Origin of the sequence: Streptomyces populi, assembly GCF_002911015.1 — a bacterium.
In the GTDB taxonomy this organism is placed as follows: Bacteria; Actinomycetota; Actinomycetes; order Streptomycetales; family Streptomycetaceae; genus Streptomyces; species Streptomyces populi.
On record NZ_KZ626874.1, the window covers coordinates 38,475 to 54,773 of the forward strand.

Genomic DNA, 16,299 nt, shown 5'->3' on the forward strand with positions numbered 1-16,299 from the left:
GTCCCGATGCGCATCTTCGACCCCCACATCCACATGACCTCCCGCACCACCGACGACTACGAGGCCATGTACGCCGCCGGTGTCCGCGCCCTCGTCGAACCGTCCTTCTGGCTCGGCCAGCCGCGCACCTCCCCGGCAGCCTTCCTCGACTACTTCGACGCCCTCCTCGGCTGGGAGCCCCACCGGGCCGCCCAGTACGGCATCGCCCACCACTGCGCCATCGCGCTCAACCCCAAGGAGGCCAACGACCCCCGCTGCGTCCCCGTCCTCGACGTCCTGCCCCGCTACCTCGTCAAGGACTCCGTCGTGGCCGTCGGCGAGATCGGCTACGACTCCCAGACCCCCGCCGAGGACACCGCCCTGGCCGCGCAGCTCCAGCTCGCCGCCGACCACGCCCTGCCGGCGCTCGTCCACACCCCGCACCGGGACAAGCTCACCGGGCTGCGCCGCACGATCGACGTCGTCCGTGAGTCCGCCCTGCGCCCCGACCACGTCCTCCTCGACCACCTCAACGAGACGACGGTCGCGGAGGCCAGGGAGAGCGGCTGCTGGCTCGGCTTCTCCGTCTACCCGGACACCAAGATGGACGAGGAGCGGACGGTCGCGGTCCTGAAGACCTACGGGACGGAGAAGGTCCTGGTCAACTCGGCCGCGGACTGGGGGAGGAGCGACCCGCTGAAGACCCGTCGGGTCGGCGAGGCGATGCTCGCCGCCGGCTTCGACGAGGACGACGTCGACCAGGTCCTGTGGCGCAACCCCGTCGCCTTCTACGGCATCGGTGGCCGCCTCCGGCTCGACGTCACACCGCCGCAGGGACCGCACGAGGGCAACTCCGTCCTCCGCGGCGGGGAATGAGAGGAGCCCCCGATGCGCTTCCGCCACCCCGACGGGTCCGTCGTCCACCTCGCCTACTGCACCAACGTCCACCCCGCCGAGACCCTCGACGGCGTCCTCGCCCAGCTCCGCGACCACTGCGAGCCCGTCCGCCGACGCCTGGGACGCGACCGGCTCGGCATCGGCCTGTGGCTGGCGAGGGCGGCGTCCCGCACCCTGGTCGAGGACCCGGCGGCGCTGCGCGGCCTGCGGGCCGAGCTGGACCGCCGCGGACTCGAGGTCGTCACCCTCAACGGCTTCCCCTACGAGGGCTTCGGTCACGACGAGGTCAAGTACCGGGTGTACCGGCCGGACTGGACCGAGCCCGAGCGCCTCGCGTACACCACCGATCTCGCCCGTCTCCTCGCCGCGCTCCTGCCCGAGGACGTCACGGAGGGAACGGTCTCCACCCTGCCGCTTGCGTGGCGCCGGGGATCCGGCCCGTCCGGGAACGCGGCCGTGCGGGACGGCCTCTCCGCCCTCACCACCCTCGTTGAACGCCTCGACGTCCTGGAGGAGATGACGGGCAGATCGATCCGGGTGGCCCTCGAACCCGAGCCCGGCTGCGTCGTCGAGACCACCGCCGACGCCATCGGCCCTCTCACCGCCCTCGGCGCACCGCACCGCGTGGGCGTCTGCGTCGACACCTGCCACCTCGCCACGTCCTTCGAGGACCCGGCCACCGCCCTGCCCGCCCTGGACACGGCGGGCGTCACCGTCCCCAAGGCCCAGCTGTCCGCCGCCCTGCACGCCGAGCACCCGCACCTGCCCGCCGTGCGCGAGGCACTGGCCGCCTTCGCCGAACCCCGCTTCCTCCACCAGACCCGCACCCGCACCCCCGACGGCCTCCGCGGCACCGACGACCTCGGCGAAGCGCTCACGGGAAGGGCCCTGCCCCGCACCGGCCCCTGGCGCTCCCACTTCCACGTCCCCCTGCACGCGCGGCCCGCCCCGCCGCTGGCCTCCACGCTCCCGGTGCTCGAAGAGGCGCTGGCCCTGCTCGTGGGCGGTCCCGCTCCCCGTACGCGCCACCTGGAGGTCGAGACCTACACCTGGCAGGCGCTCCCGCCCGAGCTGCGGCCCCTCACCCGCGCCCGGCTCGCCGACGGCATCGCCGCCGAACTCTCCCTGGCACGCGACCTCCTGACCGACCTCGGCCTCAAGGAACTGCCGTGACCGACACGCCCGGCACCTCCGCCGCGCCCGCCACCCGGCGCCCCACCCCGCTCCTCGTCCTGGACGTCGTCGGCCTCACCCCCCGGCTCCTCGACCACATGCCGAACCTGAAGGCGCTCGCCGCCGCCGGCTCCGAGGCGTCCCTGACCACCGTCCTGCCCGCCGTCACCTGCACCGCCCAGACCACCTTCCTGACCGGCACCCTCCCGTCGGAACACGGCATCGTCGGCAACGGCTGGTACTTCCGGGACCTCGGCGACGTCCTGCTGTGGCGCCAGCACAACGGCCTCGTCTCCGGCGACCGCCTCTGGGACGCCGCCCGCCGCGTCCACCCCGGCTACACCGTCGCCAACATCTGCTGGTGGTACGCCATGGGCGCCGACACCGACTACACCGTCACCCCCCGGCCCGTCTACTACGCCGACGGCCGCAAGGAACCCGACTGCTACACCCGGCCCCCGGCGCTGCACGACGAACTGACCGAGAAGTTCGGCACCTTCCCCCTCTTCCACTTCTGGGGCCCGGGCGCCGACCTCGTCTCCAGCCGGTGGATCGCCGAGGCCACCCGGCACGTCATGCGCACCCGCGACCCCGACCTGACCCTCTGCTACCTCCCGCACCTCGACTACGACCTCCAGCGCTTCGGCCCCGAGGACCCCCGGTCCCACCGGGCCGCCGCCGAGCTCGACACCGTCCTCGGCCCGCTCCTCGACGACGCGCGCCGCGAGGGACGCACCGTCGTGGCCCTGTCCGAGTACGGCATCACCCGCGTCGACCGGCCCGTCGACATCAACCGCGCCCTGCGCCGCGCGGGCCTCCTGGAGGTCCACACCCAGGACGGCATGGAGTACCTGGACCCCATGGCGTCCCGGGCCTTCGCCGTGGCCGACCACCAGATCGCCCACGTCTACGTCCGGCGTCCCGCGGACCTCCCGGCCGTCCGGGAGACGCTCACGGACCTCCCCGGTCTCGCCCGGCTCCTCGACGAGGACGGCAAGAAGGAGCACGGCCTCGACCACCCGCGCTCGGGAGAACTGGTCGCCCTCGCCGAGCCCGACTCCTGGTTCACCTACTACTACTGGCTCGACGACGCCCGCGCCCCCGACTTCGCACGGCTCGTCGAGATCCACCGCAAACCCGGCTACGACCCCGCCGAACTCCTCATGGACCCGGCCGACCCCTACGTGCGGATCAGGGCGGCCAGGGAGATCGCCCGCAAGAAGCTCGGCATGCGCTACCGGCTCGCCGTCGTCCCCCTCGACCCCTCACCCCTGCGCGGCAGCCACGGCCTCCCTCCCGCGAACGAGGACGAGGGACCGGTCGTCGTGTGTTCCGACCCCCGCGCCGTGAGCGGCCGGGTCGCCGCCACCGAGGTGAAGTCCCTGCTGCTGCGCCTGGCCGGCGCCGGAACGGCCACGGACGGCCAGGACCCCCCGGCGGTCGCCGGGACACCCCACCGGTGATCTTCTCGCCGCTGTGACTCCATACGGTGGCCCGGAGCCCCGAATCGGGCCCGGACCTCGTGACCACGCTCGACGCCTACTAGCGTCACGACATGAACCGCGGCGCGGCGGCGGTGTCCCTCGACGCCCACCCGCGCACCCTGGACCACCGCCTGCGCCGGGCCGCCGAACTCACCGGCATCGGCCCGGGCTCGGCGCACGGCATACGCACGCTCAGCGCCGTCGTGACACGGCGGCCGTCGGGCGCGTGGACCTGACAGCCACGCCGAGCGCCGGCCCGGGAGGCCGCCGAACGGCGCAGGCGAACGGCCGCGCGGGACACGCTCCGGAAGAACTCGGGCGCCACTGTCGATCCGGCCGCGTCTCGTTCGACATCCTCATGTAGGACGCATCGCCGTACGAGGAGGCGACAGGACCTTATGAGGGAACACATGGATCAGCTGCTGCGCGTGCAGAACTTCACCGTCTCGAGCGACGGCGTGGCCGCCGGCGAGGACCAGAGCCTGGAGCGGCCCTTCGGCCACCACGTCGATCCGGGAAAGCTCTTCGCCTGGGCCGGCGCCACGGCGAGCTGGCCCAACCGCACCGAGCCCGGGGGAAGCCGGGGCCTCGACGACTACTTCACCCGGGACTTCGGCCACAACATCGGCGCCGAGATCATGGGCCGCAACAAGTTCGGACCCCAGCGCGGCCCGTGGCGCGACCATGACTGGCGCGGCTGGTGGGGTGACGAGCCGCCCTTCCACACCCCGGTGTTCGTCCTGACCCACCACGAGCGTCCGTCGTTCACGCTCTCCGACACCACGTTCCATTTCGTGGACGGCGATCCCGCCGCCGTTCTCGCGCGGGCGCGCGAGGCCGCGCAGGGCAAGGACGTCCGGCTCGGCGGCGGAGTGACCACCGTCCGGGAGTTCCTCGACGCCGGTCTCGTCGACACCCTGCACGTGGTCGTCTCCCCGGTGAAGCTCGGGTCCGGGCTGCGCTTGTGGGACTCGCCCGAACAACTGCTGGACCGGTTCCACATGGAGGCCGTGCCCAGCCCGAGCGGCGTGACGCATCACCTTTTCTGGCGCAGGTGACGGGAGGGGCGACGGCGACGGAAGGCGGGGGCCACGGCGGTCAGAGGTGGGTGAGGACGTTGACGACGTTGCCGTCGTGGTCCCGGTAGAAGAAACGCCGTACGCCCCACTCCTCGTCCGCCGGTCCGTACAGGATCTCCAGACCGGCGGCGCGGGCCCCGGCCAGGGCCGCGTCGAGGTCCTCCACCTCGAGGGAGGCCGCCGGGTTCACCGGCCCGGTGGGGTCCTTGGTGATCAGACTGACCTGTACGGAGTGGTCCGTGGGCGGAGCGAGGGTGGCGATCCAGCCGTGATTCATGATCACTTCCATTCCGGTGACCCGGACATGGGCTTCCACTGCGGAATCGAGATCGCTCACCGTGAGCAGCGGCATCGCGCGGAGTGCAGACATGTGCGCCAGCGTAACCAGCGCGCCGCGCGGCCCGGGGAGCTTTTCCGCCTGCTTCCACCCTCGTCCTACGAGCCTCCGGCAGCCGTACCTTCTCTTCGCATCGGCCCGGCCGCCGGAGCACACCGCACGGTCCGGTACCGACGGTCGACTGCCGGCGCAAGGCCCTGGCCATTACTCCAGCCGTAGATCGTGACTGGCTGGAGTCGGCTCGTCCTCTCCGGGGCTTGCGAGGCTTGGCCCAGTTGCCGCGTGGCCGGTTTCGTTCCTCGGCCAGCACGGCGGCGTCGAACTCGACCTTGGTGGTGACCGTCCGTGGTTCGGGTTCGAGCACGGCCGCAGCCGATCGCCACGGGACGGCCAAGACCCAGCCGACGAGAGGCATGGTCTCGTTGTAGTGGGGGTGAACTGCGCGGTGGTGAGGGCCGGCATCCGGTGATTCGGGTTGCGCGCGTGTTCGATGAACGCCTCGGAGAGCAGGACGTGGTGCGTTTCGACGTAGTGGGGAGGTCCTGTCGCGAGCAGACCCGAGGTGCCGGGTGGGCCCGCGTTGTCAGTGGCGGCTGCAACGCTGATCGGATGAACGGTGATGAACAGCTGCTGAACCGGCGTGTCTACGGCGTGGACCACGAGGACCCCAACCCCGGCCCGCTCCCGCACCGGACCTACGCCGCATTGGTCGGCGGACCGCTGGACGGCCTGCTGCTGGACATCCACGGATGGCGGGCCGAAGAGGTCGACGACGGCGTGGCCCTGCCCACCGAACTCGGTCGGTGGCCCGGCGGCCGCGCCCTGTACGATCCGCGCCCCGACGAATCCCGCGTGCCCGGCTCGGGTGTGACGTGCCGTTTCTACTACTCCGGCGACACGCCCTGACCGCAGCCACACCCTGGCTGCCACCCCGGCCACGCCTGGCAGGCGCGCTGTCGGCCTGCTGACCGGCACCGGCTCGCCGCATCAGTCCTCGGTGGCCGTCCCGCGACGTCAGCCGACCACGCGCGAGGCAAGGCTCTGGTCGGCGGTGGTCGCAGAGAGCGGACTCGTGCCGCTTTGTCGGGCACCCCGCTCGACAGCGGCACCGGCCAGAGGACGATGGCAGACCCGGACCGCGTAAGAGGGTGGGCTGCAAGGGCCAGGGCGGAGCCGCGCTGCACGGGCTGGTGGTTTGCGCATTCAGGTGCTCGTCGGTGGCGCCGCCGCGAGATGATCGTTTCTGCTTCGGCAGTCATCCCGCATGACGATCACGAAGACGCTGATCTACGCGCTGGCCACGACACAGGCCCATGACCCGATCCGGTCGGGGAGCGTGCGTGAGCTGATCGCTGAACTCCCGGTGGCGGGCGAGGTCAGGACCGGCTACGAGCACAGCAAGTTCCGTCATTGGATCGAAGCTCCCACGACATGGGCCTCGGCCTCGGCGACTCACCCTGCCCTGGACCGCAGCCCCTCAGTACCCCGTGCCGCCTTCGCTCCGCGGTCAATTCGACGGACCGGCTGGAGGGCCGCACGAAGAAAGGGCGATCGCCCACTGGACGCGCGTTCCGGCGTGGGACCTCAAGCGCTCGTGGTTTCCGCGTCGCGCCGGGCCCACGGGGGCTGCGGAACGACCGGTTTGCCGAGAACGGACCACCGGTTGCACCATGTGCGGGACACAGCCTTCGACCGATGCGCAGAAGGGTGCCATGTCGATGCCGACATCGATGCCGGCCCGGGGTGATGTCGCCCGGGACCTGTGGCGGCTGCTCGAGCCGCTCCACGCCGTCGTCTACTTCGCGCCGGAGCCGCTGGAAGAGTTCAGAGCGGTGGGCTACCGCGGTTTCTGGATGGGTTACTTCGCCGGACGAGCCGCCCCTCTGGGGCATGTCGGCGCCGATGTCGTGCACGCGCTGTTCTACAACTTCCCTTATGCGCGGGTGAGCCGCGCCCTGCCGGCGGCCTGGAGCTTCGCCCCGCCGAACGAGGCACTGGAAGCGCGAGTACGAGGATCCGTGCGTGCGCTCAGCCGGGCACTCGGCCCCGCGGCCGACGGCGCAGAAGTGGCACGGGCCGCGGAGCTCGCCACGCGTGCCGCTCGCTCGGCTCCCGCCGAAGGCCGGGCTCTCTTCGCGGCCAACCGCTCCCTGCCGGTGCCGCAGGAGCCTCTGGCCCAGCTGTGGCAAGCCGCGACGCTTCTTCGCGAACACCGCGGTGACGGTCACGTCGCGGCCCTGGTCGCCGCCGGGATCGGTGGTCGCGAGTCGCACGTCCTTCACGCGACCGCAAGCGGGATCCCCCGCGATGTCTACGTGTCGGCACGCGACTTCGGCGAAGCGGAGTGGACATCACGACGCGACGCCCTCGAGGAGAGAGGGCTCATCGAGGGCGACCGGCTGTCTCTACGTGGACGACAGCTCGTGGCCGGGGTCGAGGAACGAACCGACCGACTGGCCGCCACCGCCTACGACACGCTGACCACCGGCGAGACCGACGAACTCGCCCGGCTCCTGCGCCCCTTGACTCATGCCGTGGTGCGCCAGGGCGACATTCCCCTGGACAACCCTATGGGGCTCGACCTTCGAGAGTCACTCGACCAGTCGTGAGCTCGGCTGCCGCACCGTGCGTCAAGGGCCTTGGATCAGTTTCTTGATCTCGGGCAGCTCGGTGTCGGAGTCGAGGTTGATGAAGATGACGTCGTCGGACGATTCCTTCAACGCGATCGCGATGCCGGGATCCACACCCTTGATCGCATAAGCCGTTGTCGATGTCGGCGTCGCCTGCCCGTCATTGTCGTCATCGGGTGTGTCGTCGCAGGCGGGGAGCGTGGCGGTACCGAGTTTGTCGCCCGGGGCGAAGCCCTTTGCCTCGGCTCCCGTGTACGTGCGGTTCTCGTACTCGACCCGGTACGCGCAGGATGACGCGGAGTCGCCGTCGTCGTCGCTGGTGCCCGACGCTGTGCAGGCGACGGACGTCGTGACCAGGACCACGGTCAGCAGAGCCCATGCTGATCCGGCCCTGACGAACGGGTGTGCGGCCATCATCGATCTTCCTCCTTGCCCAACGTCCTCGTCTTGGCCGAACGCAGGGTCGAGTTTTCGTACATCGTGAGGCTGCTGTGCGCCCCGCTGATGTCCTTCAGTCCGAAGAGGTGTTCGGCCTCATGAGTACCGACGCTGCGGGTGTCGTATTTGTTCGCGCAACTGGCGGTCGGCTTGTTCGTGAAGTCGTTGTCGTGCGTGTCGAATCGGGTGTCGGCCTCACAGAGGTCGTTCTTGATGCCCGCCGCGGGCCAGGTCCACGAGCAGGTCGTTGCGACGGTGTCGGTCCTGAGGTTTCCCGCGTCCCAGGTGCTCAGTCCGTGCTCCCCTTGGACGGTCCTCCGGGCAGGCCGCCGTCACCGATGTACCGGTTGTGGGTGCCGTACTCCTTCTGGTCTTTCGTCGCGTACGTTCCGTCCCTCCTCCATGGGTGACAGCGCGAGCGGTGCCACCCGCATGACAGGGTTGGAGGGCAGTCTGCGGGAGAGCGCGTGGCAGCAGGCGAGTGTCTCCAGCAGGTGCCGCGTGGCCGGTGACGAGGGGGCGATTCTGCCGGCGATCCGATCCCTGAGGTGCGGGGCGGCAGGCACAGGCCCGGGTGGGTTCCATGGGCGTCAATGCACGGCGGTGGAGAGGGGATTGACATCGCAGCGATCGATTTCGCCGGGCCGTCGCCGGAGGCAGACCAACCCGCACGTCTGCTGCGGATGGCGTGGGTCCATGAGCTGTTCGCAGCAGACACCATGACTGCCCTCGGCTCCGATCAGGCCCTGAGCGTCTGGCGGAGCACGGGGATGCCGAATCCGTCGTTCCTCCGCGACAATGCAGCGTTGCGCCGTCACGGAGGGGTGGCATGGGGAGAAGGCGTGCGTCCTGGGCAGGCGGAATCGTCAGGGCGATGGTCGTGGCAGTCGTCGTGTACGGCGTGTCCGCGTGTTCCGGCAGCTCGGAGGTCGAGTGCTCCGGTGGCGCGTACGAAGCGGAGTGTCATCCCGTGTACCGGCCGCCTACGGGTGCAGAGTCGACCACGGTGTCGCCGCCCGCCGTGCCGACTCCGACGAGTCCCTGTCCCTCGGACTGGAGCGAGGTCTGGAAGCGCGTGCACGACAGGAAGTGGGACCAGACCTGCCCGCTTCCCAGCCCCTTGACCTCCGCTGTGTCATCCGTTCTGCCAGGACTGCCGGCCGGTGGGCGGACATGACTCGATGAGGCGCCGGGGACTCGGACCGCTCTAGGGCGTGTCTTAAGGATCTTGCCCTCAGCATGTCAGGGTGGTGGTCCCGACTTCCCGTGCTGCAAAGCCCCGCGCGCCGCCTGCGGTCTTTAGCCTCAGCTCGCCGGCCCGAACTCCTCCGGGAGGGCGGCCACCACGAGGGCGACGGCTTCCTCCGGCGTCTCGGTGCGCGCAACCAGCCTGCCTTTGTTCCGCACCCCGTACAGCCCCTCGTCGTACGGGCAGATGAGGTACCCGACCCGCGTCTTCCAGAACTCCTCGACACCGGTGGAGAACCAGAGGTTGAAGTGACTGTTGACCGGCATCAGCTGGCGGAGCACCGGCTGGGCGTACGCCGCCGCCAGCACCGCGTGGGGGCGCGGGTGCCGGTCGTACGGCGGCATGTGGATGCGGTCGAGCTTGGCGCACCACGTCAACTCGACCGCACCGAACGGCTCCCGCTCGTGGTCGAGGGCCCAGGGCCTGAAGCGGATGAACTGGGCGCGCGCTCTGGTCTCCTCGAGGCCCGCGCCGCCCGTCCACGCCGCTGTCGCTCTGACCGCTTCGGCCAGGTCTGCGGTCCACCCACAGGCCAGACGTGTGCCGTTGTCCTGGAGGTTCACCTGGAAAGTCCGACGCCCTTCTCCGGGCGGATACACCATCACGCGCCGACCGCTCCTCGCGTTGACGTACTCTGCGAGGCGATCCCATTTCCCGTCCGACTCGGGCAGGTCAAGCCCGAGTCCCTCGGCCGTACGCCCTAGCGCAGCCCGGAGGGCTCCGTCATCGTCCCAGCCACCCTCGCCAAGCCCCGCCCCGAAGTTCATCGCACCAGTGTGGCCGAATCACCCCGGCCTGACGACCGCCACTTTCCGATCATCGGATCGTTGGCCCGGTCGTGCCGTTGACTGACGCGCAGTGGGCGCGCATAGAGCCGTTGTTGCCGGATCGGACGCCGAAGCGGGGCGGGCGGTGGCGTGATCACCGCCAGGTGATCGACGCGATCGCTTGGAAGTTCCAGACCGGTTCGCAGTGGATACACCTGCCCCGCGAGTACGGATCGTGGAAGGGCGTCTACACCCGGCTGCGGAACTGGGCGATCGACGGCACCTGGGAGCGCGTCTTCACTGCCCTGCTCGCCCAGGCCGACGCCGAAGGCGACCTGGAATGGGTCGTCTCGGTCGACTCCACTATCGTGCGCGCCCATCAGAACGCAGCCGGGGCCCGAAAAAGGGGGCCCCGGCCGACGAACCAGACCACCACGCCATCGGACGCTCCCGCGGCGGGTTGACCACCAAGATCCACCTCGCGGCGGACAGCCGCTGCCGCCCGCTGTGCTTTGTCCTCACCCCGGGGCAGGCCAACGACGCACCCGCTTTCCAGCAGGTCATGTCCGCCCTGCGCGTGCCCAGGACGATCGGCAGGCCTCGGACCCGACCCCTGGTAGTCCTGGCGGACCGGGCCTACTCGTCGAGAGCTATCCGCGAGCACCTGCGCAGGCGCAGCATCCGTGCGGTGATCCCGCAGCCCGCTGACCAGATCGCCAACCGCAAGCGCAAGGGCCGGCGGGGCGGCCGCCCGCCCGCCGAGTTCGACCGCACGGCCTACAAGCAGCGCAACACCGTTGAGCGCTGCATCAACCGCCTGAAGAACTGGCGCGGCCCGGCGACCCGCTACGAGAAGACCGCCACCGTGTTCCGCGCCGGACTCCACATCGCCAGCATCTTCATCTGGTCCGCCCGCTGATCGGAAAGAAACGCCCTGGATCACCACAGCGGGCAGGGGCCGTCTGCTCGTCAGGGGTGCAGGTGGGTCAGGCGGGTCTCGGGTCGGGCCAGCATGGTGGTGGCGTGGGCCAGGACATGGGGGAGGGTCCTCCGGCATTGCTTCGGAGGACCCTCGAGCAGGGCTGCTTTTCCAACCACGCAGGCGCCTGGGTACCCACCCCGGTCCGCCGGTCACACGGCAAGCGGGCGTGATGCTGCACGGTGCCGGGATCTGCTCCTACTGGGTGGTGAGCATGCCTTTGCGGAGTTTGGCGAGAGTGCGGCTCAGGAGTCGGGAGACGTGCATCTGGGAGACGCCGAGGTGTTCGCCGATCTGGGCCTGGGTGAGTTCGTCGACGAACCGCATGTGGATGATGCGGCGTTCGCGTTCGTCGAGGGAGGCGATCAGGGGGGCCAGGGCGTGGAAGTCCTCGACGAGTTCGAGGGCTGCGTCGTCGGCGCCGATGAAGTCGGCGAGCGCCGCCTCGCCCTCGTCGCCCTCGTCGCCGGCGTTGATGGCGGCGTCGAGCGAGGTCGAGTTGTAGCCGTTGGAGGCCAGCCGTGCCTCGTTGACCTCTTCCTCGCTCAGACTCATCAGCTGGGAGAGTTCCTGGACGGTGGGGGTGCGGCCGAGGCGGCTGCGGAGTTCCTCGGTGGCCCTGGCGAGCTGGACGCGGGCTTCCTGGAGGCGGCGCGGGACGTGGACCGCCCACGTGGTGTCGCGGAAGAAGCGCTTGATCTCACCGGTGATGTAGGGGATGGCGAAGGAGGTGAACTCGACTTCGCGGGTGAGGTCGAAGCGGTCGATGGCCTTGATCAGGCCGATCGTGCCGACCTGGACGATGTCCTCCATCTCCTCGGCGCCGCGGCTGCGGAAACGGGAGGCCGCGTACTGGACGAGGGAGAGGTTCATCTCGATGAGGGTGTTGCGCGCGTAACTGTACTCGGGCGTGCCCTCCTCCAGGACGGTGAGGCGGTCCAGGAAGAGCCGGTTCAGCTGCCGGGCGTTCGTGGGGGAGACCCGCGCGGGATCAGCGATCTCCGGCAGGGTGCCTGTCGCCGTCTCGCTCTTCTCGGTCACCATCGTCATATCGGGCCCCTCCCACTGGTCACGTCATAACCCCGTGTCCTGCCCCGGCCCGGCAGAGCCCGGCGCGGCGCGTTTACCCCGGCCGGATGCTCATATGCCAGCCGGTCAAGGTAACGGAGGGCTCACAAAAGAGCGCCCGATGGCGTCATCGTCGGGCCCGATGCCGAGTGCGGCGGGTGAGCCAGGCGCTGGCCAGGCCGATCGCGGCGCTGACGGCGACGTCGCTGGGGTAGTGGGCGCCGCTCTGTACGCGTTCGACGGCCACCATGGCGGCCGGCACCGCGCACAGGACGCCGGCCCACGGCAAGGTCGGAGCGACGGCGGCGGTGAAGGCAGGGTGAGGCACTGACGGCCAGCCGCTTGGTCAATCTCCGGTCGGTGTCACGAATTTCTGCTGTCACGCCCATGGACTGCGAATGTTTTGCAGGTCAGCAAATATGCTCGCAGCCGGTGCAGCGGCCCGCTCACGTGGCTTTGTTCACGAGAACGGGCTCTGGCTCAACTTCTGTGACGCCATCACTGCCCGTCACGACGACAGGACTCTGTTCCGCAGGAGTTGGGAGCCAGAGTTGCCGAACATCTGTGCCGGGCACGACCGGCGCCGGTGGTTCGGCACCTGCCTATGGACTCGGCTCTGACCTGGACCGCTTCCAACTCCTTTGCTGTCCGGCTGAGTACGTGTACTCAGGTGCTGGCTGCCGGACTCCTCCATGCTGGGGCGGCGAACGCCGGACCGTCTCAGGGGGACATACGCATGGACCACGCCCTGCAACTGCGCACTGCCACGCCTCGGGATCACGACTGGATCCACGAACTGCGCCACCGCGTGTACGCGGAGGAGCTCGGTCAGCATCCGGTGGATCCGTCGGGAAGGCTGAGTGACGGACTCGACGGCGACAACATCTATCTCGTGGCCGCGCGCGGCGAGACGCGGATCGGCTTCGTCAGCCTTACCCCGCCGTGGGTCGGCCGCTACTCCCTCGACAAGTACCTGACGCGCGAGGAGCTGCCGGTCCTGACCGAGGAGGCGCCGTTCGAGGTCCGCGTCCTGACCGTCGAGGAACACTGGCGGTCCACCGCGGTGGCGCCACTCCTCATGTACGCGGCGCTGCGCTGGGTCGCGGCGCGGGGCGGCCGCCGGGTGGTGGCGATGGGACGCACGGAACTGCTCGACATGTACCTCGCCGCCGGGCTGCGGCCGGTGGGACGCACGGTCCGCTCGGGCGCGATCTCGTTCGAGGTCCTCAGCGGCTCCGTGGCCGAGCTGACGAGGACGGCCGCGGAGCGCCACGGCCGGATCCTGGAGCGGCTGAGGACGGGCCTCGACTGGCGGCTCGACGTGCCCTTCGCGCCGCGTGCGGACGGCTGTGAGCACGGCGGGGCGTTCTTCTCGGCGATCGGCACGGACTTCCGGACCCTGACCCGCCGTCACGAGGTGGTCGCGGCGGATGTGCTGGACGCCTGGTTCCCACCGTCCCCAGGCGTCCGCGCGGTCCTCTCGGAGGATCCCGAGTGGGCGGCCCGGACCTCGCCACCGACGGGCGCGGAGGGACTGCTCGCGGAGATCGCCGCGGTCCGCGGGCTCCCGGCGGAGTCGCTGGTCGTCGGGGCGGGCTCGTCCGATCTGATCTTCCGCGCGTTCGGCCGGTGGCTGACGCCGGGGAGCCGGGTGCTCCTGCTCGATCCCGGCTATGGGGAGTACGCCCATGTCACCGAGCGGGTGATCGGCTGCCGGGTCGACCGGCTCCAGCTGCGCCGGGAGGACGGCTGGCTGCTCGACCCGGCCCGGCTCGCCACCGCGACCGGCGACGGACGGTACGACCTCGTGGTGGTGGTCAACCCGAACAATCCGACCGGCCGCCACGCCCCGGCCGACGCGCTGCGCGCGGTGATCGAAGCCTCGCCCGTGCGGACCCGGTGGTGGATCGACGAGGCGTACCTGGGATATGTCAATCCGGCGGACTCGCTCGCCGGGCTCGCCGCGGTCGACGCCCGGGTCGTGGTCTGCACCTCGCTGTCGAAGATGTACGCGCTGTCGGGGATGCGGGCCGCGTACCTGGTGGCCGGCCCGGAGACGGCCGGGGATCTGCGGCGCTGGACGCCGCCGTGGCCCGTGAGCCTGCCGGCCCAGCTGGCTGCCGTGACGGCGCTGCGCGACCCCGCGTACTACGCGGAGCGCTGGGCCTGCACCCATGTGCTGCGCCGGAGACTGGCGTACGACCTCGAGGAGTTGGACGGGTTCTCCTCGGTCGACGAGGGAGTGGCGAACTTCCTCACGGTGACCCTGCCGCCGGACGGACCGAGCGCGGCGCGGCTGGTGCGCGAGTGCCGGCGGCACGACGTGTTCCTGCGTGACCTGTCGCCGATGTCCCCGGCGTACGAGGGGCGGACCGTCCGGATCGCCGTCCGCGACACGGCGGAGAACACGAGAATCGTGGCGGCGTGCCAGAGCGCCCTGGACGCGCTGCGCACGCCGGCCGCACGGGTGTCGGCCGCGCCGGGACGGTCCTCCCGGTGACCACGGTCGCCGGTCTCGTACCGTACCTCGGCGGGGCACTGGCGGTCGGAGGCGTCACCGTGGCGGCGACCCGGCGCCGTGAACTGATGGTCCGCTGGTGCGTGTGGGCGCTCGGAGTGCCCCTGGTGACCGCCGCGTTCTGGCTCGGTCCACCAGGGATCGCGGTGCTCGTGGCTGTGGTCGGTGTGGTCGCCGTGGCGGAGTTCGGCGGGCTGCTCCTGCTGGGTCCGGTGGACCGGGCAGTGCTGGACGCGGCGATCGTCGGACTCGTCCTCACCGCCTGGCTGGCCCCCGGAGAGGTGCTCCGGACGGCGGCGGCCGGGGCGCTTGCCATCGCCGGGGTGCCGTTGCTCTCGGGCGACGCGGAGCACGGGCTCCGCCGCCTGGGGGCGGGCCTGCTGGGGCTCGTGTGGCTGGGCACCCTGGCCGGCCTCGTATCGTCCGGCGCCCTCGGCCTCGTCCTGTTCGTGGCCGTGTCGATCGCCGACATCGTCGCGTACGCGACGGGTCGCCGAATCGGTGGCCCCCGGCTCTCCCGGCTGTCGCCCGCCAAGCGGTGGAGCGGCACGCTGGCTGGGGCCGCGGCCGGTCTCCTCACGCTGGCCGTGCTGTCCTCCCTGACGTGGCAGACGGCGGTGGCCGTGGCGGTCGGCGGCCCGCTCGGGGACCTGCTGGAGTCGATGATCAAGCGGGGCGCCGGCGCCAAGGACGCAGGCCGGTGGCTGCCCGGCTCCGGCGGCATCCTCGACCGGATCGACTCCCTCCTCGTCGCTCTGGCGGTGCTGTTGGTGCTGAAGTGAGCCACGGGGCGGTGCTCCTGGAGGCAGCCTCCGCGCCTACCTGCATGAACAACTCCAGCTCAAGACCGTCCGCACTCAATACCCCGACCTCAACGCCTCACCGCCACGTCCGCTCCTTCGCGACCGTGCTCACCGAACGCCAGGGCGAGCGACTTCCGCAGTGGCTCGACGCCGTCCGACAGGACGACCTGCCCAGCCTCCACACCCTCGCGGCCGGCATCGACCGAGACCGCGACGCGGTCATCGCCGGCCTGACGCTGCCGTGGAGCTCCGGCGTCGTCGAAGGCCACGTCAACCGGATCAAAATGATCAAGCGCCAGATGTACGGCGGTGCCGGCTTCAGCCTCTTGCGGAAACGAGTCCTGCTGGCGTCCTGACGACAGTCACGAGCTCTGCTGGAGTCGCTCCGCGGCCTGAGCAGGAGTGTCGTAGTAGCCAGGCCGTGCCAGCAGGACCGAGCTGAAGTGGTAGCCCTGCTCTTCCTCGGGCTCGTCGTCGGCTGCGAACGGACGCCAGAAGCTCAGCAGCAAGTCCGGGGCGATGAACGAGGCATCGTCGTCAGGATCTTCCTCCATCGAGGTGAACTCGCCCATGCGCTGGACAACCTCGCGAGCCGGAAGCGCGAACACGTCCACACCCTGAAACAACACTCGGTCCGTCCGGGACGACGGCCTTCCCAGCTCGATGGCTTCAAGCATGTCTCGCATGCAGTGGATGCTGATCATCAGTCCGCTGGGACGGAACACGTGCTGCCCCGGCCGATCAGACTCCGAAACCTCAGAGAGATCGCGGAGCGAGTCCAGCGCCGCGTTGGCCGCGTGCCGAGTCATACCGATCCGCAACGGGCCAACGCCGGTCGGTGGGGCGAGGTCGAAGTTCATGCGGGCATGATCCCAAACAGGTCTGTCAACGAGTCACG

Annotated in this window: 15 protein-coding genes and 2 pseudogenes; 11 read left to right on the top strand and 6 right to left on the bottom strand. The window is 70.4% G+C overall.

The window, feature by feature from the left end:
• Positions 1-6 precede the first annotated feature (6 nt).
• The 5 genes and pseudogenes from CW362_RS19355 to CW362_RS19375 all read left to right on the top strand — a co-directional run bounded on the left by CW362_RS19355 (position 7) and on the right by CW362_RS19375 (position 4,591).
• Entirely contained in the window at positions 7-855 is an 849-nt protein-coding gene (locus CW362_RS19355; protein WP_103550771.1) for a TatD family hydrolase, read from the top strand.
• A 12-nt stretch (positions 856-867) separates the two neighbouring features.
• The gene (gene eboE, locus CW362_RS19360; protein WP_103550772.1) at positions 868-2,049 is read left to right on the top strand and encodes a metabolite traffic protein EboE; all 1,182 of its coding nucleotides are present in this window, start codon (positions 868-870) and stop codon (positions 2,047-2,049) included.
• Positions 2,046-3,512: an alkaline phosphatase family protein gene (locus CW362_RS19365; RefSeq protein WP_103550773.1), complete on the top strand. Its 1,467-nt coding sequence runs from the start codon at positions 2,046-2,048 to the stop codon at positions 3,510-3,512. The genes eboE and CW362_RS19365 overlap by 4 nt, the downstream gene beginning before the upstream one ends.
• A gap of 17 nt (positions 3,513-3,529) precedes the next feature.
• Positions 3,530-3,769, top strand: a pseudogene (locus CW362_RS19370) (helix-turn-helix domain-containing protein); the annotation flags it as partial.
• A gap of 174 nt (positions 3,770-3,943) precedes the next feature.
• The gene (locus CW362_RS19375; protein WP_103550775.1) at positions 3,944-4,591 is read left to right on the top strand and encodes a dihydrofolate reductase family protein; all 648 of its coding nucleotides are present in this window, start codon (positions 3,944-3,946) and stop codon (positions 4,589-4,591) included.
• A 40-nt stretch (positions 4,592-4,631) separates the two neighbouring features.
• Here the strand turns inward: CW362_RS19375 and CW362_RS19380 are convergent, their stop codons facing one another.
• Positions 4,632-4,982, bottom strand: a complete 351-nt coding sequence (locus CW362_RS19380; RefSeq protein WP_240657835.1) for a VOC family protein — start codon at positions 4,980-4,982, stop codon at positions 4,632-4,634.
• A gap of 576 nt (positions 4,983-5,558) precedes the next feature.
• Between CW362_RS19380 and CW362_RS19390 the strand changes: the two genes are divergently transcribed.
• Together CW362_RS19390 and CW362_RS19395 are read left to right on the top strand one after the other, a co-directional pair.
• The gene (locus CW362_RS19390) at positions 5,559-5,855 is read left to right on the top strand and encodes a hypothetical protein (RefSeq protein WP_103550776.1); all 297 of its coding nucleotides are present in this window, start codon (positions 5,559-5,561) and stop codon (positions 5,853-5,855) included.
• An 806-nt stretch (positions 5,856-6,661) separates the two neighbouring features.
• Positions 6,662-7,558, top strand: a complete 897-nt coding sequence (locus CW362_RS19395) for an SCO6745 family protein (RefSeq protein WP_240657864.1) — start codon at positions 6,662-6,664, stop codon at positions 7,556-7,558.
• Positions 7,559-7,579: 21 nt separating this feature from the next.
• Here CW362_RS19395 and CW362_RS19400 read toward each other — a convergent pair whose 3' ends face one another.
• Positions 7,580-7,996 carry a DUF6281 family protein gene (locus CW362_RS19400; protein ID WP_103550777.1) on the bottom strand — a complete coding sequence of 139 codons (417 nt, stop codon included), beginning with the start codon at positions 7,994-7,996 and terminating at the stop codon, positions 7,580-7,582.
• Between the two features lie 1,326 nt (positions 7,997-9,322).
• Complete coding sequence (locus CW362_RS19410) at positions 9,323-9,829, bottom strand: DUF6193 family natural product biosynthesis protein (RefSeq protein WP_103550778.1); 507 nt, start codon at positions 9,827-9,829, stop codon at positions 9,323-9,325.
• A 275-nt stretch (positions 9,830-10,104) separates the two neighbouring features.
• On the opposite strand from CW362_RS19410, the pseudogene CW362_RS19415 reads away from it, so the two are divergent.
• Positions 10,105-10,952: pseudogene (locus CW362_RS19415) on the top strand (IS5 family transposase).
• A 258-nt stretch (positions 10,953-11,210) separates the two neighbouring features.
• Here CW362_RS19415 and CW362_RS19420 read toward each other — a convergent pair.
• Positions 11,211-12,062, bottom strand: coding sequence for an RNA polymerase sigma factor SigF (locus CW362_RS19420; RefSeq protein ID WP_103550779.1), 852 nt, complete (start codon positions 12,060-12,062; stop codon positions 11,211-11,213).
• Positions 12,063-12,207: 145 nt separating this feature from the next.
• Positions 12,208-12,369, bottom strand: a complete 162-nt coding sequence (locus CW362_RS19425; protein WP_240657865.1) for a phosphatase PAP2 family protein — start codon at positions 12,367-12,369, stop codon at positions 12,208-12,210.
• A 447-nt stretch (positions 12,370-12,816) separates the two neighbouring features.
• Between CW362_RS19425 and CW362_RS19430 the strand changes: the two genes are divergently transcribed.
• The 3 genes from CW362_RS19430 to CW362_RS44565 are packed head-to-tail and all read left to right on the top strand — an operon-like array spanning position 12,817 to position 15,757.
• Positions 12,817-14,580: a pyridoxal phosphate-dependent aminotransferase gene (locus CW362_RS19430; RefSeq protein WP_103550780.1), complete on the top strand. Its 1,764-nt coding sequence runs from the start codon at positions 12,817-12,819 to the stop codon at positions 14,578-14,580.
• Positions 14,577-15,380, top strand: a complete 804-nt coding sequence (locus CW362_RS19435; RefSeq protein WP_206300996.1) for a phosphatidate cytidylyltransferase — start codon at positions 14,577-14,579, stop codon at positions 15,378-15,380. The genes CW362_RS19430 and CW362_RS19435 overlap by 4 nt, the downstream gene beginning before the upstream one ends.
• A 44-nt stretch (positions 15,381-15,424) precedes the next feature.
• Complete coding sequence (locus tag CW362_RS44565) at positions 15,425-15,757, top strand: transposase (RefSeq protein ID WP_376454445.1); 333 nt, start codon at positions 15,425-15,427, stop codon at positions 15,755-15,757.
• A 6-nt stretch (positions 15,758-15,763) separates the two neighbouring features.
• On the opposite strand, the gene CW362_RS19445 is transcribed toward CW362_RS44565, so the two are convergent.
• Complete coding sequence (locus tag CW362_RS19445) at positions 15,764-16,261, bottom strand: hypothetical protein (RefSeq protein WP_103550781.1); 498 nt, start codon at positions 16,259-16,261, stop codon at positions 15,764-15,766.
• Positions 16,262-16,299: the final 38 nt, after the last annotated feature.